Origin of the sequence: Mesorhizobium sp. M8A.F.Ca.ET.057.01.1.1 (genome assembly GCF_003952565.1) — a bacterium.
In the GTDB taxonomy this organism is placed as follows: domain Bacteria; phylum Pseudomonadota; class Alphaproteobacteria; order Rhizobiales; family Rhizobiaceae; genus Mesorhizobium.
Genome location: NZ_CP034454.1, coordinates 197,921 through 215,112 on the forward strand (window position 1 = coordinate 197,921; position 17,192 = coordinate 215,112).

General features: G+C 58.1%; 13 protein-coding genes and 5 pseudogenes. 13 read left to right on the forward strand and 5 right to left on the reverse strand.

The annotated features are described in order from the left end of the window. Positions 1-4: 4 nt before the first annotated feature. A pseudogene (locus tag EJ077_RS00885) lies at positions 5-168 on the reverse strand (TlpA family protein disulfide reductase); the annotation flags it as partial. Positions 169-443: 275 nt separating this feature from the next. Then, a pseudogene (locus EJ077_RS31700) lies at positions 444-629 on the reverse strand (pyridoxal-phosphate dependent enzyme); the annotation flags it as partial. Here EJ077_RS31700 and EJ077_RS00890 point away from each other — a divergent pair. Further along, positions 544-1,497: a TauD/TfdA dioxygenase family protein gene (locus EJ077_RS00890; RefSeq protein WP_024504271.1), complete on the forward strand. Its 954-nt coding sequence runs from the start codon at positions 544-546 to the stop codon at positions 1,495-1,497. The pseudogene EJ077_RS31700 and the gene EJ077_RS00890 overlap by 86 nt on opposite strands. A gap of 594 nt (positions 1,498-2,091) precedes the next feature. On the opposite strand, the gene EJ077_RS00895 is transcribed toward EJ077_RS00890, so the two are convergent. Next, on the reverse strand, positions 2,092-2,361 hold the full coding sequence (locus EJ077_RS00895) for a hypothetical protein (protein ID WP_024504272.1): 270 nt from the start codon (positions 2,359-2,361) through the stop codon (positions 2,092-2,094). A gap of 993 nt (positions 2,362-3,354) precedes the next feature. Between EJ077_RS00895 and EJ077_RS00900 the strand changes: the two are divergent. Continuing rightward, a pseudogene (locus tag EJ077_RS00900) lies at positions 3,355-3,501 on the forward strand (multicopper oxidase domain-containing protein); the annotation flags it as partial. A 104-nt stretch (positions 3,502-3,605) separates the two neighbouring features. Here EJ077_RS00900 and EJ077_RS31705 read toward each other — a convergent pair. After that, positions 3,606-3,734, reverse strand: a pseudogene (locus EJ077_RS31705) (LysR family transcriptional regulator); the annotation flags it as partial. Positions 3,735-4,104: 370 nt separating this feature from the next. Between EJ077_RS31705 and EJ077_RS00905 the strand changes: the two are divergent. The 11 genes and pseudogenes from EJ077_RS00905 (at position 4,105) to EJ077_RS00955 (ending at position 16,018) form a co-directional block, all read left to right on the forward strand. After that, the gene (locus EJ077_RS00905; RefSeq protein ID WP_029356603.1) at positions 4,105-4,386 is read left to right on the forward strand and encodes an acyl carrier protein; all 282 of its coding nucleotides are present in this window, start codon (positions 4,105-4,107) and stop codon (positions 4,384-4,386) included. Continuing rightward, positions 4,387-5,595, forward strand: coding sequence for a beta-ketoacyl-[acyl-carrier-protein] synthase family protein (locus EJ077_RS00910; RefSeq protein WP_126057631.1), 1,209 nt, complete (start codon positions 4,387-4,389; stop codon positions 5,593-5,595). Positions 5,596-6,448: 853 nt separating this feature from the next. Beyond that, positions 6,449-7,039, forward strand: coding sequence for a NodA family N-acyltransferase (locus tag EJ077_RS00915; protein ID WP_024505875.1), 591 nt, complete (start codon positions 6,449-6,451; stop codon positions 7,037-7,039). Beyond that, positions 7,036-7,695 carry a chitooligosaccharide deacetylase NodB gene (nodB, locus tag EJ077_RS00920; RefSeq protein ID WP_126057632.1) on the forward strand — a complete coding sequence of 220 codons (660 nt, stop codon included), beginning with the start codon at positions 7,036-7,038 and terminating at the stop codon, positions 7,693-7,695. The genes EJ077_RS00915 and nodB overlap by 4 nt, the downstream gene beginning before the upstream one ends. Positions 7,696-7,710: 15 nt before the next feature. Continuing rightward, the gene (gene nodC / locus EJ077_RS00925) at positions 7,711-9,036 is read left to right on the forward strand and encodes a chitooligosaccharide synthase NodC (protein WP_032899868.1); all 1,326 of its coding nucleotides are present in this window, start codon (positions 7,711-7,713) and stop codon (positions 9,034-9,036) included. A gap of 260 nt (positions 9,037-9,296) precedes the next feature. Further along, the gene (nodI, locus tag EJ077_RS00930) at positions 9,297-10,211 is read left to right on the forward strand and encodes a nodulation factor ABC transporter ATP-binding protein NodI (protein ID WP_024505873.1); all 915 of its coding nucleotides are present in this window, start codon (positions 9,297-9,299) and stop codon (positions 10,209-10,211) included. 3 nt (positions 10,212-10,214) lie between these two features. Further along, positions 10,215-11,003, forward strand: a complete 789-nt coding sequence (locus tag EJ077_RS00935) for an ABC transporter permease (RefSeq protein ID WP_029356621.1) — start codon at positions 10,215-10,217, stop codon at positions 11,001-11,003. 289 nt (positions 11,004-11,292) lie between these two features. Then, positions 11,293-12,075, forward strand: a complete 783-nt coding sequence (locus EJ077_RS00940) for a sulfotransferase domain-containing protein (protein WP_208699256.1) — start codon at positions 11,293-11,295, stop codon at positions 12,073-12,075. Positions 12,076-12,430: 355 nt separating this feature from the next. Beyond that, complete coding sequence (locus EJ077_RS00945) at positions 12,431-13,717, forward strand: dicarboxylate/amino acid:cation symporter (protein ID WP_126063813.1); 1,287 nt, start codon at positions 12,431-12,433, stop codon at positions 13,715-13,717. A 272-nt stretch (positions 13,718-13,989) separates the two neighbouring features. Then, positions 13,990-15,050 (forward strand): annotated as a pseudogene (locus tag EJ077_RS00950) (LacI family DNA-binding transcriptional regulator). 164 nt (positions 15,051-15,214) lie between these two features. Further along, positions 15,215-16,018: a TIM barrel protein gene (locus EJ077_RS00955; RefSeq protein ID WP_024505888.1), complete on the forward strand. Its 804-nt coding sequence runs from the start codon at positions 15,215-15,217 to the stop codon at positions 16,016-16,018. 48 nt (positions 16,019-16,066) lie between these two features. Here the strand turns inward: EJ077_RS00955 and EJ077_RS00960 are convergent, their stop codons facing one another. Beyond that, a complete protein-coding gene (locus tag EJ077_RS00960; protein WP_024505887.1) occupies positions 16,067-16,984 on the reverse strand; it encodes a LysR family transcriptional regulator in 918 nt (305 codons plus the stop codon). Positions 16,985-17,192: the final 208 nt, after the last annotated feature.

The window sequence follows — 17,192 nt, forward strand, 5'->3', positions numbered from 1 at the left end:
CGCCCTGCAGCTGGATCAGATGGGGCATCCCGTCCACACATGGGCCGCACCAAGTTGCCCAAAATTCGACTATGTACACTTGCCGGGCTCAAAGCTCGTGAGGGGCTCGCCATGCAGCCAGTTCTCGACTCTAATCGAAGGAGCCGGGGACTCCATCTGCAATACCACGTTGCGGTCCAAAGCTATTTCCAAAGGTTTCTGCACGAGCTGGTTTCCTCTCAGAGACGGCACACGGGTTCAGGGAGGAGCGCATCGCTCGTCTTGCCCCATTAAGTGCAGTCACAGTCACTCAGTCTCAAAAGCCATGCCAACGCGCTCAGCGCGCAGTTAGCGCCCATTGCTTCGAAAAACCTCGTCAGTGCCCAGATGTTGGTTGTAATGAACCTGACATTTGTCTGACGCTGTCAGCTTTTGGACACGCGATCACGCGCTTCGTGCCGCCAGGCCAGGCCGAGCCCTGTGTTGCCAGCGGTCGCTTCGATGATTGTACCGCCCGGCGCGAGCTGGCCACGCTGTTCGGCATTAACGATCATCGACAACGCAATGCGATCCTTGATCGATCCGCCGGGATTTTGGCTTTCGAGCTTGACGAAGAGAATTCCTGACTCCGACGTTGTACCGCTGACCAGCCGTGTTGGAGCTGAAATCAGAGGAGTTCGCCTTGGTGGAGACCTTTCGGACGCAGCGATAGCAGCCATCAACCAGCTTCTTCTAAAACACAAGGTGATCTTCTTCCGCGGCCAGGAGCATCTCGACGATGCGGAGCAGGAATTGTTCGCGCGGCGTCTGGGTAACCTTGTACCTCATCCCACGCAGGGGCCGGCAGCCGGCACGGCCTCAATCCTCAATCTCGATTCCGGCCGTGGCGGTGGCAGGGCAGACCAGTGGCATACCGATGTGACTTTCGTCGATGCCTATCCGAAATTCTCGGTCCTACGTGGCGTCGTCATTCCGGCGGCGGGGGGCGACACGATCTGGTCCAACACGCACGCCGCGTACGAGAATCTGCCGGCGCCGCTCAAAATATTGGCGGACAATCTGTGGGCTATTCATAGCAATGCCTACGACTACGCAGCCGTGCGCCCGCGCGCCACAGCCGAAGAGAAGAAGCACTTCGAGGAAGTTTTCACATCGACGATCTACGAGACCGAGCATCCGGTCGTGCGCGTCCATCCGGAAACCGGGGAGAAGTCGCTGCTGCTCGGCAATTTCGTGCAGCGCCTCGTCGGCCTTTCCAAGAGCGATTCCGCCAAACTCTACGAGGTGTTCCAGTCCTACGTCACTGCCCCGGAAAATACCGTGCGGTGGCGCTGGCAAGTAGGCGACGTCGCTATCTGGGACAACCGTGCTAACCAGCATTATGCGGTCAACGACTATGGCGACCAGCACCGGGTTGTGCGTCGCGCTACGGTTGACGGTGACGTTCCGATCGGCGTCGACGGTCGCCGCAGTATAACCCATGTCAAGGCAGCCAAGCCGGCGGCGAAGGCAGCCTGACCGTCTGAACAGGGTAAAGATGAAAACTTCGTATCGCCGCGGCCATATCGCGCTGCTTAACCGCCCCACAAAGCCTTATGATTTCCGAGAAGCAAGGCGAGTTGCGGGCTCGAGGCTTGGCCCGAAATCGAGGTCCTGCAGCGTGGCGCATGGCTCGAGTCGCTGCTCGTGGCCCCGCTGCAGCGGTACAGGTCCCCCACCGCCCCACCATCTCGCCCGCCCTGCACCTCGGATAGCGATCATTCACCGTTTGTTCATTATGATAGCGCACGATCATAACTGGACATGCTGGTAGCTCGTACATGCCTGAAGGCCCTGCGCGCCGACCCAGCGCCGGGGCCTTTTTACTTCCGCAAAATCGATTCCAGCAACGCGGGCACTTCGCAGGATGTCGGAATCCCGCGCTTGCGATGATACGCCGTACAGCGAATTGCGCGAGTCAAACGAATTTGGGTTTCTCAAATATAGAATCGTCGATACCGATCCTGATGGATCGAGCCTCGACGACGAAGTCAACCATCTTCAAACGGAATTATTCAACATTGCCGAGAGCTCCCGGTGTGCCGTCGAAGCCGACATTGGGGAGGTCAGCGGTCACCAACGATCATGGTGATCGCCAGCATCTTTCGTATTCACATAACCGTCGGCCTTGTACTTTCCCGAGGCCATGACATGAGTGGGTCTTCCAAGCACCGATTTGGCCCGGTAGGATTTGCAGGGGGCGCGGACAAGCGGATGAACAAACGGAATGATGCCGGAAAACTGCGCGCGCCTGCTGGGATTTAGCCGACCGTCGATAGGAACATAGCCCTGGTCGACGGCTTTCTGAAGGGCAAGAGTTTCGCCGACCTGGCTCAGGAACATGGCTTGTCGACAACGAGGGTGCGCCAAATCATCGAGAAGGCCGATCGGCTCGTGGGCGGCGCATTCAGACCAAGACTGAAACGTCCAACGCCTCGCCTCGGTCCGATTTCATGGTCGACTATCCCTATGTGTGCAAATGGCCGAGAAGCACCGGCTGGGTAGCGTCACGCCGCATCATTCTTTGCGGAGCTGGAGCGCGCGGGATCGCTGGAGCGGCTGGTGAAAGCGGTTGCCGGGGCGCACAACACGTGAGCTGGCGCCTCGTGTGGCAAAAGGAGAGGGCGAGAGCCCATGGCCTGCAATGAAGCGATCAAGCATTGCGATCGTGGAACCAAGCTAGTCGACCATCCGGACCGCGGCCTTCAATGCCAGCTCGCCTTGGAATCGGCCTTCCAGGAATTGGCTGAGCGCGCAGCGGAATCCGGCTGGACCGAGGAGATAGCCACGCGCTCCTCGAACTCGCCGGCGCGCGCCTCAGGAGCGACTCCGCCAATGACAGACTGAGAGGACGATTAATCGTGCCAGGGCAACGAGAGAGCGGCAGGTTCAAGAAGCTTCGCCTGAACCGATAGGAACGTCGCTGCGCCAATAAAATTGGCGGTGAAGGCTGACCGCGGCCGAGTCGGGCAAGCGAGCGAAGTGCTGAAATAAGGGCGTGAGAATCCAAGACATCGTTTGTAGAGAGCATCGAGCTTCGCGAGATTGTGGTACAGGATCGACCGCAGGTGTTCTCGCAGCGCTCGCAGAACCCGGGATTCTTCCGCGGCACCCGCCAAGGCGAAGAACGGTCAGAGTTGCACGATAACGTTTAAAAGCGAGCCTTCCTCCGAAAGTCTGCGCGCGCAGTTCCACGGTCCGATGCGCTTTCATAGCTATTCCAATCGCCGCGCCCATCCTCTCCCGGATCAGGTCCAGCGGGTCTGCAGTGCATGCGCCCCCAAAGTGGACGCCATTGGGCCGGGTGAACCGGGCTCGATTGCGCGCCGAAGGCCCGTTCCAGGCCCGGAAATCCGGGTCCGTCAGGGCGAGCGCGTGCGGGTCGAGGTAGAGAACGGCCTTGCCGAGAAAACGACCGTGCACTGGCATCGCGTGCGTGTGCCACATGCCATGGATGGCGTGCCTCACCTCACGCAGAAGCCCGCGAAAAGGCAACGGAAGATCTAGCATTTATGGGGGAAATGTTTTTTCGGAGTGCTTGACCCGCAGGAAGGGCAGGGCATGACTGCCTATCGCCCGACCCGGCCGGCCGCACTCATGACCGGCTGGGCTCGGTTAATCCTGCATGCCGCGCCCATGAGGTTGCGCTCTGTCGGGAGTGCGTCGAGCACAACGACGAGATGTAGTTCACGATCTTTGAAACGCGTGTCAACCATCCAAAGTGTGGATGCCTTTCATCGAAACAAACGATTTCATCAATGTTCTGGAATCCTGCATGGGCAGAACAGAAACCGCCCGAAAGGAGATTTTTCATGCGCTCTACCGGGCAGTGGAGTGCTGGGAAAGGGAGTTGCAACTGACCGGGTCCGACTTCTTCCGAGTCTATGGACAGACTGGGAGACGCGCACGGTGTAGCGGCTCACATCGTCATACTGCACCTACGCCACACACCGGCCGGACCTGATCCGGCTTTATGAGCATTGGGCTTTGTCAGTTGCCCAAGCGTGATGGCTTTCGCGACGCGGCGCGCCTCAGGAACTGAGCCGCGTCCAGGTCGAAACGCGGGAAAGAAAGACAGGAAACAGAATGGCCGATCAATTCGCAACGGACGTCATTGCCCTGATCAAGAAACGCGCCGAGTCGGAGAGCGGTGAGGGAATGCCTGCGTCATTCGTCGGCGAGATAACAATCGCCACGGAACTGGACGCGCTCGGGTTTGATTCGCTGGGTTTGGCGGACGTCCTCTGGGATGTGGAGCAGGCCTACGGCATCAAGATCGACATGAACACGGCCGATGCCTGGTCCAATCTCAAGAATGTCGGCGACGTCGTGGAAGCCGTCCGCGGCTTGCTTGCGAAGGAGGCTTGAATGGACAGGCGCGTCGTTATCACCGGAGTGGGCGGCCTGTGCGGACTGGGCACCGACGCCGCCTCTATGTGGAAAGAGATGCGCGAAGGCCGCTCCGCCATCGGCCCGATCGCCAATTCCGAGCTTCATGACCTGGAGGGCATGACCGGCGCTGAGATCAAGGCGCTGCCCCAGCACGACATCAACCGGGGGCATCTCATCTCCATGGACCGCTTCAGCTTGCTCGCCGTGCTTGCAGCGCGCGAAGCCATGCGGCAGGCCGGACTTTCCTGGGACGAGGGGAATGCCCATCGCTTCGGCGCGACAGTGGGCGTCGGATTTACCGGTTCATACGCAACAGAACAAACTTACCGCTCACTGCTTTTGGGTAGCGCAATCCGTGCTGAACTCTTCACTGGAGTAAAGGTGATGCCCAGCGCCGCTTCCGTCCATCTTAGCTTGAGCCTCGGCTTGCGCGGGCCGGTCTTCGGGGTGACCTCCGCATGTGCCTCGGCCAACCATGCGATCGCCTCGGCGGTGGACCAGATCAAGCTGGGCCGGGCCGACGTAATGGTTTCCGGAGGCAGCGACGCACCCTTCGCATGGGGCGTGCTGAAAGCATGGGAAGCAATGCGCGTGCTTTCACCCGATACCTGCCGGCCCTTCTCCGCCGATAGGAAGGGCCTGGTGCTGGGCGAGGGTGCGGGCATGGCCGTGCTGGAAAGCTACGAGCATGCCACGAGGCGTGGTGCCACAATTCTTGCCGAGATCGCCGGCGTCGGCCTTTCCGCCGATGCCTTCCACATTGCCGCGCCATCTGTCGAGGGGCCAGCGTCGGCGATGCGCGCCTGCCTTGCCGATGCCGGGCTGAATGCCGAGGACGTCGACTACCTCAACGCGCACGGCACCGGTACCAAAAGCAATGATCAGACTGAAACGGCGGCGATCAAGCGTGTGTTTGGAAACCACGCTTATTTGATGTCCATCTCTTCCACCAAGTCCACGCACGCGCATTGCCTCGGCGCAGCGAGCGCGCTTGAAATGATCGCCTGCGTGATGGCAATCCAAGAGGACGTCGTGCCGCCGACCGCCAACTATCGCGAGCCAGATCCCGCTTGCGACCTCGACATCACACCCAATGTGCCGCGCGAGCGCAAGGTGCGCGTCGCCATGAGCAACGCCTTCGCCATGGGCGGTACGAACGCAGTTCTGGCATTCAGGCAGGTGTAGAAGCCATGCAAGACGCCTCATTTGAGGTCACCTGTCGTATCTAGCTGCTTGCCGGACCACTATGTGAAGCGAGCGCTATTGGCTGCCTCTGCGATGCGGGAATTGGCAGCGGACGTCTCACGATCAAACAGGCATCTGCTTGTAGAATTCTTTTAATCGTGAAGCGGCGCGAGTGCGCTATCCGTTGAGGTGAGCAAGGCCGGCGCCCTGGGTGAGCGCTGGTGTCGGGTGGTGGAAAGTACAGGGGGAGCTGTGTGGCCCCCTCTTTCTCGGCCTCGACGATGTGCGAAGGAGCCTGTGCGGCGAACGGGCCGACGCCCCAGGCTCAGAACCTGGGCGAACCTAACTCCCGCCAAAGGACAGCCCAGAGCTGGATACACGAAAGAGATACTGAACCCGCGAATCAGATTCTGATCAATCGTCGTGTCTGAGCTCCGCTCGGCTCTTACGGAGATAATCGCGCGGCCCGGCAACGGCCGCGCGTGCCGCGGGCGTGAGCTTTGCGCTTCGTCAGAAGTGCCTCGAGCGTGACGACGATAATTGACCAGCCATATGGAACGCATTCGCCCAGTTATCCAAAGCGTGGATACCTTTCATCTAAACAAAGGATTTTACCGTTTTTGCTGCAGGTCCCATAGAGGCGCTTCAAGTTGGAAAGATAGGTAGTTCCCATGGTTGCGTTGGATCCGAGGAGCATCATCTGGTGTGCGGGGCGCACAAAGTCAGTCGCATCTGCATTACGGCTTGGTCTTTCGGCGGTCTCCACAAGTTACGCCCCGTTGGTGCGATGCCAATTATTTAACCAATGCTTGGACATTTATCTCAACCAGACAGCTCCAAGGTGAGGTCTTCCATGCGCCCGAATGTCGATTGGAAGTTGTGCTGGGAAAATGAGCTGCAACTGGCCGACCATGTCGAACTCTCCGACTTTTTTCGAAAGACCTATGGACGGACTGGCGCCTTCAACGCGGAGCCATTCGAAGGCGGCCGCAGTTGGGCCGGCGCGAGGCCGGAATTCCGCGCAATCGGCTACGACGCGCATGGGGTAGCGGCTCACATCGGCATGCTGCGGCGCTTCATCAAAGTTGGCGAGGTCGACTTGATCGTCGCTGAATTGGGCCTGTACGCGGTTCGTCCGGATCTTGAAGGGCTCGGAATCGGTTTTTCGATGCGCGTGGCGTACCCAGTGCTCCATCAGTTGGGTGTTCCATTCGCTTTCGGCACGGTTCGGCACGCGCTGCGAAACCATGTCGAAAGATTCTGCAGAGCCGGCCTCGCGAACATTGTGTCGGGCGTTCGCGTACGATCGACCCGTCCAGATGTGCATCCCGACCTGCCGCCCACGCGCCTGGAAGACGTACTCGTGTTGGTTTCGCCGATCGGACGCTCGATGGACGAGTGGCCGTCCGGTACCCTGATCGACCGGAACGGTCCGGAACTATGAAGCCTCTGGACTACATATGCGAAGGGCAGAGTGACAATGCCGATGGCACTGCAGAGCGCAGCGTCTATCTGACGTTTGACGATGGTCCCAATTCATTTTTCACACCGCAGATACTCAATGTGCTGGCGCAACATCAGGTGACGGCGACCTTCTTCGTTGTTGGGGCCTACGCGGCCGACGAGCCGGAACTCGTTCGCCGAATTATTACAGACGGGCACGGTATAGCCAACCACACGATGACTCATCCGGACCTGGCCAAATGCGGGTCCGTCGAAGTCGACTGCCAGATAGTTGAGGCAAACAGAGTCATAGGGATGGCTTGCCCGCAGGCCATGGTTCGGTACTTTCGTGCACCGTATGGCATCTGGACCGAAGAAGTAATCGCTGCATCAGCGGGTGCGGCATTGGCGCCCGTCCATTGGTCCATTGATCCACGCGACTGGTCTCGCCCCGGCGTTGACGCCATCGTCGACAGAGTGCTCGCCGATATCCGGCCGGGCGCAATCGTGCTGTTGCACGACGGGTGCGCTCCCGACGAATTGCAACCAGGCAATCAAGCCAGTCTGCGCGACCAGACGGTGACAGCGTTGTCACGCCTAATTCCAGAATTGCACGGCCGCGGATTTGTAATCCGATCACTTCCTCAACACCCCTGAACAAACAGAGATCCTATGGACCTTCTCACCACAGCCAGTACTGTTGCCGTTTCGTCTTATGCGGTGCTCTCGACTGTTTACAGAGGCATGCAAGCGGTCTACTCCCAACCGGAAAATGTTACGCCGCCGTCGGAAAGCTTGTTCGGATCCGACCGTTGGCCGAGCGTGGATGTCATTATCCCCTGCTACAATGAGGACCCGCGCACACTCGCGGCGTGTTTAGCTTCCATTGCAAATCAAGATTACGCCGGAACATTTCAGGTCTATCTGGTTGACGACGGTTCTGGAAATCGTAATGCCGTCATCCCGGTACATCACGCCTACGAGGGCGACCCGAGATTCAATTTCATTCTGCTCCGCGAGAATGTTGGCAAACGCAAGGCGCAGATCGCCGCCATCCGCCGCTCATCTGGAGATTTCGTGCTCAGCGTCGACTCTGACACGACACTTGCGTCCGACGTCATCACAAAGCTTGCAGTAAAAATGCGGGATTCCATGGTCGGAGCGGCCATGGGCCAGCTGACGGCATACAACCGCAGCGACACTTGGTTGACCCGATTGATCGATATGGAATACTGGCTGGCTTGCAATGAGGAGCGCGCGGCGCAAGGTCGCTTTGGTGCGGTCATGTGCTGCTGCGGCCCATGTGCAATGTACCGCCGGTCTTGTCTCCTTTCTCTGCTGGATCAATACGAGACGCAGCTGTTCAGGGGGAAACCAAGCGACTTCGGTGAAGACCGTCATCTTACGATCCTCATGCTGAAAGCAGGCTTTCGAACCGAGTACGTTCCAGGTGCCGTCGCGGCGACAGTCGTTCCGGACAAGATGGGACCTTATTTGCGCCAACAACTCCGCTGGGCACGAAGCACCTTCCGGGACACGATGCTTGCGCGAGGTCTACTGCGTGGCCTGGATCGCTATCTAACTTTGGATGTGATGGGAGAGAATCTCGGCCCATTGTTGCTCGGCATCGCGGTAGTAACGGCGCTCGGTGAGCTACTATTTTCACATACAGTAAATTGGTGGACGGTGCTGGCTATTGTCACGATGACCATAATCAGATCTACGGTGTTATCTTTCCGCACTCGGCAGCTTCGATTCATCGGCTATTCAATGCACGCGTTAATCAGGATATTCCTGTTGATCCCCTTGAAGGCTTACGCCCTGTGTACATTGAGCAATAGCGATTGGCTGTCGCGTAAAAGTGTTCCCCTGCCCAACAGGAGCACAAAGGAAATCACAAGCGCGATGCCGCTTGCCGGAGCAAATGCTGCGGGCAATTCTGGAATTGCGGAGTCACTTCATACTGCAGATCTTTCGCTCACAGCTGGTGAAGTCTGACGGCCTTGCAGCGCCGAGTGACCGAGTAAGTTGTGTCAGTCGACACGGGGTGAAGCTTTCGAGTTACCTATGGTCAGAACGGGAACTATCTGGAAGCGACACGTGGCATCTTGACGTTATTCTTTGGCGGAAGCGATACACGCGTCGCTCCGGCCGCGACTTTCCAAAGGTGCCATCTCAAGGCGGTGGCCTGCTCTGAACCAGAATTCGCAAGTAAGCTGCCGGTGGCCAATCGGACTCATTCCGCTTGAGATAGACGCATGTCCAATGTAGCAATCGACCTTACCGGCGTAACCAAATTATTCGGAAACAAGCTCGTTGTGGACGGGCTGTCCTTCACCGTTGCATCGGGAGAGTGCTTCGGTCTGCTGGGGCCGAACGGCGCAGGCAAGAGCACGATTGCGCGTATGCTCCTCGGTATGACCCGGCCTGACGCGGGTGATATAACAGTCCTCGGTCTACCAGTGCCGGCACGCAGCCGCTTGGCCCGCAAGGGCATAGGCGTGGTCCCGCAGTTCGACAATCTCGACCTGGAATTTACGGTACGCGAGAACCTGTTGGTGTTCGGGCGCTACTTCGGCATGAGTACAAGAGAGATCAACGCCGTCATCCCACGGCTCCTCGAGTTCGCTCGCCTTGAGAGCAAGGCGGATTCACGTGTCGGCCTGCTATCCGGCGGGATGAAGCGGCGCCTGACGCTGGCACGTGCTCTGATCAACGACCCCCAGTTGCTTGTGATGGATGAGCCCACGACCGGCCTCGACCCGCATGCCCGCCATCTGATCTGGGAGCGACTTCGTTTCCTGCTGGCGAGCGGAAAAACGATCATTTTGACCACCCATTTCATGGAAGAGGCTGAGCGGCTTTGTGATCGGCTGTGTGTTCTCGAGCGGGGACGCAAGATCGCCGAGGGCAGTCCTCATGCGCTGATCGACGAGTACATTGGGTGCAACGTGATCGAGATCTTCGGCGGCAATCCACAGGAGCTGATTTCGCTGATCAGACCGTACGTTCAGCGTGTCGAGGTAAGCGGCGAGACGCTCTTTTGCTATGCGCCTGAGCCGGAGGATGTGCGCATCCAGCTTCGCGGTCGAGCGGGTCTGCGTATTCTAGAGCGTCCACCCAGTCTGGAGGACGTTTTCTTGAGGTTAACCGGACGTGAGATGGAGAAGTGAGCAATGGGTGAACGTTTTGCGGCCGCTCTACCCGCCAACGCCTGGAACTGGATCGCGGTGTGGCGCCGCAATCATCTGGCATGGAAGAAGGTGGCATTTGCTTCAATGCTCGGCACCCTTGCTGATCCGATGATTTACCTTTTCGGGCTCGGCACTGGCCTTGGACTGTTGGTAGGCCGCATCGAAGGTGCATCCTACATCGCCTTTCTGGCAGCCGGCATGGTTGCGACGAGCGCGATGACAGCATCAACCTTCGAAACAATTTACGCGGTTTTCGGTCGAATGCGCGATCAGGGCACTTGGGAAGCAATCCTGCACACACAACTTACCCTCGGCGACATCGTTCTCGGTGAATTGACCTGGGCAGCCACAAAGGCCTTTCTGGCCGGTACGACAATTGCGATTGTTGCCGCCGCGCTAGGTTATGCCGCGTGGACGTCGGTTCTCTACGTGCTGCCGGTCATCGCTCTCACCGGGTTCGCCTTTGCGAGCCTGGCCATGCTCGTCATCGCGCTCGCGCCCAGTTATCACTATTTTATTTTCTATCAGACGCTTGTCATCACACCCATGCTGTTCCTTTCGGGCGCGGTTTTTCCAGTCGGCCAATTGCCAGGAGTGTTTCAGCAGATTGCGGCCTTCTCGCCGCTGGCGAATTCTATCGATCTAATCCGTCCGGTGATGCTCGGCCGCCTGGGCGACAATGTAGGGCTGCATATAGGCGCACTTTGCATGTTCGCTGTATTGCCTTTTTTTCTGTCGGCTGGACTGTTTCATCGACGACTAATGCGTTGACGCTTACCTACGCCCATCAACGAGAAGGAGGTCCGCAATGCCGGATTGCAAACTGCCCCCAGCGGCCCGGAGGCATGCGTGTGCCAGGAATCGCGAGTGGTACAACAACGCCGAAGCCGGGCGCCACCCAGCCGCTGCAGGCACGCGCCCATCTTCGCGACCACACCTCGGAGTACAGGCTGGGTGGTGAGGCGCGCGGACCCACCCGGAGCGTTCAAGCGATAGCAGCCAAGCTTCTTGTGCGCGTCCCCAGACCGTCGCGGCCATTATTTAGTTGGATACACATGCAATGACCCACAACGAACCAACTCCTGAGCCTTTTGTGATCCTTGCTATGCCAAGGACCGGAACACACTATTTAGAAGAATTGCTAAACGAGCATCCGACCGTTCTGAGTAACGGTGAGTTGCTAAACGAATATGATCCCAATTGGCCCAGCACGGATCGCCTGCTAGGCACGGATCGCGAGCTTCTTGAGCTTGCCTATGTGCGCTGCCCTATGCGCGACTACAAGAATGTGACGCATCTTGGCTGCAAGATCAATGAACCTCAGTTTCGCGAGCGTCCAGCATTCTTTGCGGAATTAGCTCGTTGGCCAGCACTCAAGGTCATCCTCGTTGTTCGCCGAAACGTATTGGAATCGCTCCGATCCTTTGTGCAGGCCAGGGAAAGCGGTCAGTGGCTGAAGTTCAGCTCGGACAACGATACCGCTCGGCCACCGAGCGTCAGGTTGTCAATCGCCGACTGTGAGGCTTATTTCAAAGCCGCCGACGATTTTCACGCTCGCGTTATGGACTCCTTCACGTCGACCAACCTGCTTGTAATGGAATACGAGAGCCTACTTCACGAACCTGCCCAATGCTTGGGAGCGGTTTGGGATTTCCTGGGCGTTCCAGCGCTTGAGCCATCAGATAACGCCATCTTGCAGCGCCAGGAAACGCGACCGCTTGATCAAACGGTGGAGAACTTTGACGAGTTGCGGATTCACTTCGCACGCGGACCTTATTCAAGATTTTTGACCTCGGAGATTCAATGCGCTCCTACGCTTAATCGCTTGTACCGCGTGCTCTGATGGGCGTGTAGGATATCCTGCAGTTTGCGCGCATTCCGTTCCAAAACTGACAAACCAAAGTCACCAAGGCAACCGGCAGTCGATCTGCGGCGAACATCAAAGGGCACGGGCGCAAGGCGACCTGGTCAATTCCCTCTCTGATGAAGCACTTCCTCAGACGCGATCTTTGGCGAGCCTCGAGTGCAGAATTCCGGCAAGGTGGAGGGTTCCAGTGCGCAACTGCACCAATCTCGCTGGACGGGACAGGCGTCCAGTTGGCACGGCGCTTGCTCCGAGATGACAGCAGCGCTCGACCGGAGCGCAGCATGGGAGAAGGAGGAGCCCCCACCCCGATCCGGTCAGGGAGAGAGAAACGATGTTGGTTCCAAGAGTCCCCCGCGCGATCGCAGCGCCCCGCAAGCGCCATTTTGCCCGGACCTACGTGCAGGTACTTGCCGCCATGGTCCTTGGAGCCGCAATTGGCTACCTCTATCCGGAAACCGGCCAAAGCCTGAAGCCGCTCGGCGATGCCTTCATCAAAGTCATCAAGATGATTATCGCACCTGTCATCTTCCTGACAATTGCGACCGGCATTGCCGGCATGAGCGATCTGCAGAAGGTCGGCCGAGTTGCCGCCAAGGCGATGGTTTATTTCCTTACCTTCTCGACGCTTGCACTCGTTGTCGGGCTGATTGTCGCGAATATCGTTCAGCCTGGCGCCGGCCTCAACATCGATCCGGCCTCGCTCGATGTCGAAGCCGTTAAGGGCTATGTGGCCACGGCTCACGAGCAGTCCGTGACCAGCTTCCTGATGAACATCATCCCGTCAACGATTGCCAGTGCCTTCGCGGAAGGCGACATCCTGCAAGTCTTGTTCTTCTCGGTCTTGTTCGGCATTGCTCTGGCGATGACCGGAGAGACGAGCAGGCCGGTCGTTACCTTTCTCCAGGCGCTCACCGCCCCCATTTTTAAGCTCGTCGGCATTCTGATGAAGGCTGCACCCATCGGCGCCTTCGGCGCTATGGCCTTTACGATCGGCAAATACGGAATCGGTTCGGTGGCCAACCTCGCGATACTGGTCGCGACGTTCTATCTGACCGCCTTCCTCTTCGTGTTCGGGGTTCTCGGCGTGGTCTGCCGCTGCAACGGCTTCTCGATCTTTTCTCTTGTCCGCTACATCAAGGACGAGCTGCTGCTTGTCCTGGCAACGTCCTCCTCGGAGGCCGCGCTGCCCTCGCTCATGGAGAAGATGGAGAAGGCCGGCGCCGCGCGTTCGGTCGTAAGTCTCGTCATCCCTACTGGATACTCATTCAATCTGGACGGCACCAATATCTACATGACGATCGCCGCCCTCTTCATCGCGCAGGCGACGAACACAGATTTGTCAATTGCCGATCAGATCCTCCTGCTGCTAATTGCGATGCTTTCCTCGAAGGGTGCGGCAGGCGTCACCGGCGCCGGCTTCATCACATTGGCCGCTACTCTGTCTGTCGTGCCGAGTGTTCCCGTTGCCGGAATGGCTCTAATTCTTGGCGTGGACCGCTTCATGTCGGAATGCCGCGCGCTGACGAATTTAGTCGGTAATGCGGTGGCATCGCTCGTTGTCGCTCGCTGGGAAGGCGAATTGGACCAGTCCCGGATGGAAGCCGCTTTCCGCGGTTAGGGTTACATCAAACGGGCTCCCCGCAAGCAAGCAATAGCGCGACGTGTAAGTCACGGCCTTCACAGCAGTCGAATTGCCGGCCTCCAAAGAGCGCTGGAAATAGTGTACTAACGCGGAGAGTAATACAACACCATGAAGCCCCTAAGCAAACGAACGGTTCACGGAAACTCATCTGGGTCCGCATGGAGCGCTGTTCGTCGAATGCGTTATCAACCGTGGGGTGTGGTAACTATTTCAGCTTGCCGCCCCAAGCCGTCGCGGGATCGCACCGGATGACGGAGGACCGGCCGATCAGAATCGCTAGGGGAAAGCGCGTCACAATTGCCGATCTCGCCCGCGAAGCCGGAGTCAGCGTAGCAACAGTCGATCGGGTTCTGAACGTCCGCCTTCCGGTGCGAGAGGAGACCGCCCAGCGGGTCCATGCGGCCGCGCACGCGATCGGCTATCATGCTGCCGGTCTCATCAAACAGCGCTTGCAGCAGCACCTGCCGCACTACAAGCTGGGCTTCATCTTGAGAAAACCTGCCCACGATTTTTACCAAGATTTCGCTCGCAATATTGAAGAGTCGGTCAGTATGGCTAAATCCTTCCACGGCCTTCCGATCATCGAGTTCGCGCAGTCACATTTGCCGCGTGACCTGCTCCCGCTTCTTAAGGACCTTGGAAGCCGCTGCCAGGCGATCGCCATGGTGGCGGCCGATCACCCGAAAATCACAGCATCAGTCGAGGAGCTCAAGGCGAAAGGTATCCCGGTATTTTCGCTGTTATCCGACTTCGCCGATGGCGTGCGCGAGGGCTACATCGGCCTCAACAACAGCAAGGTCGGACGGACTGCCGCTTGGGTGTTTTCCAAGGCCGCAAAACGGCCCGGCAAGGTGGCGGTGTTTGTCGGAAGCCATCGCTTCCAGGCGCATGCGACGCGGGAAACGGCCTTTCGTGCCTATTTTCGTGAGAACGCGCCCAAATTCGAGGTGCTTGATCCGCTCGTGAACCTTGATGAACGGCAGCTCACTTACGAAAAATTGCTGGATCTTATGCAGCGGGAACCAGAGCTCGTCGGCTTCTATATGGCCGGCGGGGTATAGAGGGAGCAATTTCCGCGCTCCGAGAAGAGGGGAGCGGTCAGGATCTCGTCGCGATCGTGAGTGAAATGACGCCGCAGTCACGTGGGGCGCTTGCGGATGACATCTTGACGATGGCGGTCGGCACGCCAATGCGCCGACTTTGCCAGGAGCTGATAATGGCAATGGAGCGGGCCATCAAAGCCGGCGTCGCGGAGAGCCCGGGGCAGACATTTCTGCCGTTCGACATTTATCTTCCGGAAAATATTTGACCTTGATGGATTTCTATCATGAGCGCCCATTTTCCTTTCACCGATGAAAGGAAAGCTCGATTGACTCGGCCGTCTCTGTCCGATCTGTGAACCGGCGTGGTTCCGTCTTGAAAGAAGCCGGATGCCGAAATGGCAGCCGCGCTTCATGGAAGGAAAGTCAAGCAATGCGCCAGGTATCGCCCCGCTTTGCACTCGATCACATGGCGGCGCCCCGCCTTGACGTCAGTGCGCTTTTCGCGCTTGCCCGTGACCAAGGCCTGACCGACGTCCAAATCCGTTACCCTCATTTCAGCAATCCTGTCGCACGCGGCATTCCGGCTGCGGACGTTCGGTTTGCCGCTACCGAAGCGGGCGTCACGATCATCTCTGTCAACGCCTTGCAGCGGTTCAACGACTGGACTCCAACGCGTCAGGCCGAGGCAAGCAACCTCGCCGATTATGCGACGGCGTGCGGGGCAGAGACGCTCGTGTTGGTGCCGGCCAACCGCAGCTCGTGGCCCACCAATAGCGAGCGCCAGGACAATCTTCGTTTCGCTCTAAACGAGATCAAGCCAATCCTCCAGTCGCGGGGTCTGATCGGTCTCATCGAGCCGCTGGGTTTCCGAACCTGCTCGCTTCGATCAAAGAAGGAAGCGGCCGAGGCCGTTGCCGCGGTTGATGGCCAGTCCGTCTTTCGCCTCGTGCACGACACGTTCCACCACACCCTGGCCGGGGAGACATGCCTGTTCTGCGAGCTTACCGGCCTGGTGCACATTTCAAGCGTAAACGACCCGACCTTCTGGATTTACCCCGATCGCTTTCTTGCAGGTTCCGACAATGGCAGCCAGATTCAGGCGCTGCTGGATGGCGGCTACGCGGGACCTTTCTCGTTCGAGCTGATCGAGGAAGTCCATTCTCTGGACGATCTCGCAGGCGCACTTGCCGCCAGCATCGACTTTATCCGGCGAGGGCTATTGTCGTCAAAGTAGATGGTGACAGGTGTAGTGACTATAGGTGCGCCTGAATTTTCCGAGGGTTCACAGCGGGGCAGCCATCCGAGATGCCTCCTGTATCATTATCTCCCGCATCCAGATGCTTGCCGGATCGCTATTGTGGAGGGCCGGCCATTGGAGGGTCTCGGTGAATGTGGGAAATGGCAGCGGAAGTTCGATAACCCGCAGGGGGAACGTTTTTTCGAAATGCCTGACCAGCCGTAAGGGCATGGTCGCTATACGAGCTGTGCCGGACACCATAGGTGGAATCATGCTGAAGCCCTGCACGGCGACCTCGACACGTCTCTTAAGGCCATGCTCAAGCAAAAACCATTCCTCGATAGACGGCTTCATCGTACGCCCGAACCTGACCGCGACGTGCCTCATCGACATGTATCTCTCGAATGTAAGCTGCTGTGGCAGCTGCTTGTTTGTGGGACAGCCTACGCACACGAGCTTCTCGTCAAACAGCGCAATGCTTGAATGCACACTCGACGTGAACATATCCGGTAGAATTAGAAAATCGACGTCACCGCGCCGGAGAAGCTCATCGGGGCTATCGTCGACAGGCAGCAGTTCGAAGCTGACGGCGGGGGCTTCCCGTGAAATACGCTCCACAAGCTTTTCGAAAAACACGAGCGTGACGAAATCGGAAAGAATGATCCTGAAGAGGCGATCGGCTCGAGCTGGGTCAAACGGATCCGAAGAAATAATCGAGCACTGGATGTGCTGGAGAGCGTCGCGAACTGCGGGGGCAAATGCTGCCGCACGCGGGGTTAGAAATCGTTCGCGACCTCTTATCGTAAACAGTTCATCGCGGAAATAATCGCGCAGTCGGGCGACGGCCGCACTCATGGCGGGCTGACTCAGGTTGATCCTGCGTGCCGCCGCCGAGAGATTACGCTCCGTCAGGAGTGCGTCGAGCACAACGAGGAGATTTAGATCAAGTCCTTTGAAACGCATGTCATCAGCCATCCATGGGATGGATGCCTTTAACCGAAACAAACGACTTTAACAATTTAGCATTCTTGCAATCTTTTGTCGCAAAAAGTTTATGATGGATGACGTTAAGGTCCGACATATGAGCCGCGTGATCTGCCGAAGCGAGCAATCGTTCGTACTGTGCAGGTCAGAGATTGGCAGTTTGAAACGCCGGGCCGATGGCGCCGGG

Excerpts from the sequence above, each read along its gene's own strand:
- EJ077_RS00890 (WP_024504271.1), top strand. The coding sequence starts at position 544 with ATGCGATCCTTGATCGATCCGCCGGGATTTTGGCTTTCGAGCTTGACG.
- EJ077_RS00895 (WP_024504272.1), bottom strand. The coding sequence starts at position 2,361 with ATGTTCCTGAGCCAGGTCGGCGAAACTCTTGCCCTTCAGAAAGCCGTC.
- EJ077_RS00905 (WP_029356603.1), top strand. The coding sequence starts at position 4,105 with ATGGCCGATCAATTCGCAACGGACGTCATTGCCCTGATCAAGAAACGC.
- EJ077_RS00910 (WP_126057631.1), top strand. The coding sequence starts at position 4,387 with ATGGACAGGCGCGTCGTTATCACCGGAGTGGGCGGCCTGTGCGGACTG.
- EJ077_RS00915 (WP_024505875.1), top strand. The coding sequence starts at position 6,449 with ATGCGCCCGAATGTCGATTGGAAGTTGTGCTGGGAAAATGAGCTGCAA.
- nodB (WP_126057632.1), top strand. The coding sequence starts at position 7,036 with ATGAAGCCTCTGGACTACATATGCGAAGGGCAGAGTGACAATGCCGAT.
- nodC (WP_032899868.1), top strand. The coding sequence starts at position 7,711 with ATGGACCTTCTCACCACAGCCAGTACTGTTGCCGTTTCGTCTTATGCG.
- nodI (WP_024505873.1), top strand. The coding sequence starts at position 9,297 with ATGTCCAATGTAGCAATCGACCTTACCGGCGTAACCAAATTATTCGGA.
- EJ077_RS00935 (WP_029356621.1), top strand. The coding sequence starts at position 10,215 with ATGGGTGAACGTTTTGCGGCCGCTCTACCCGCCAACGCCTGGAACTGG.
- EJ077_RS00940 (WP_208699256.1), top strand. The coding sequence starts at position 11,293 with ATGACCCACAACGAACCAACTCCTGAGCCTTTTGTGATCCTTGCTATG.
- EJ077_RS00945 (WP_126063813.1), top strand. The coding sequence starts at position 12,431 with ATGTTGGTTCCAAGAGTCCCCCGCGCGATCGCAGCGCCCCGCAAGCGC.
- EJ077_RS00955 (WP_024505888.1), top strand. The coding sequence starts at position 15,215 with ATGCGCCAGGTATCGCCCCGCTTTGCACTCGATCACATGGCGGCGCCC.
- EJ077_RS00960 (WP_024505887.1), bottom strand. The coding sequence starts at position 16,984 with ATGCGTTTCAAAGGACTTGATCTAAATCTCCTCGTTGTGCTCGACGCA.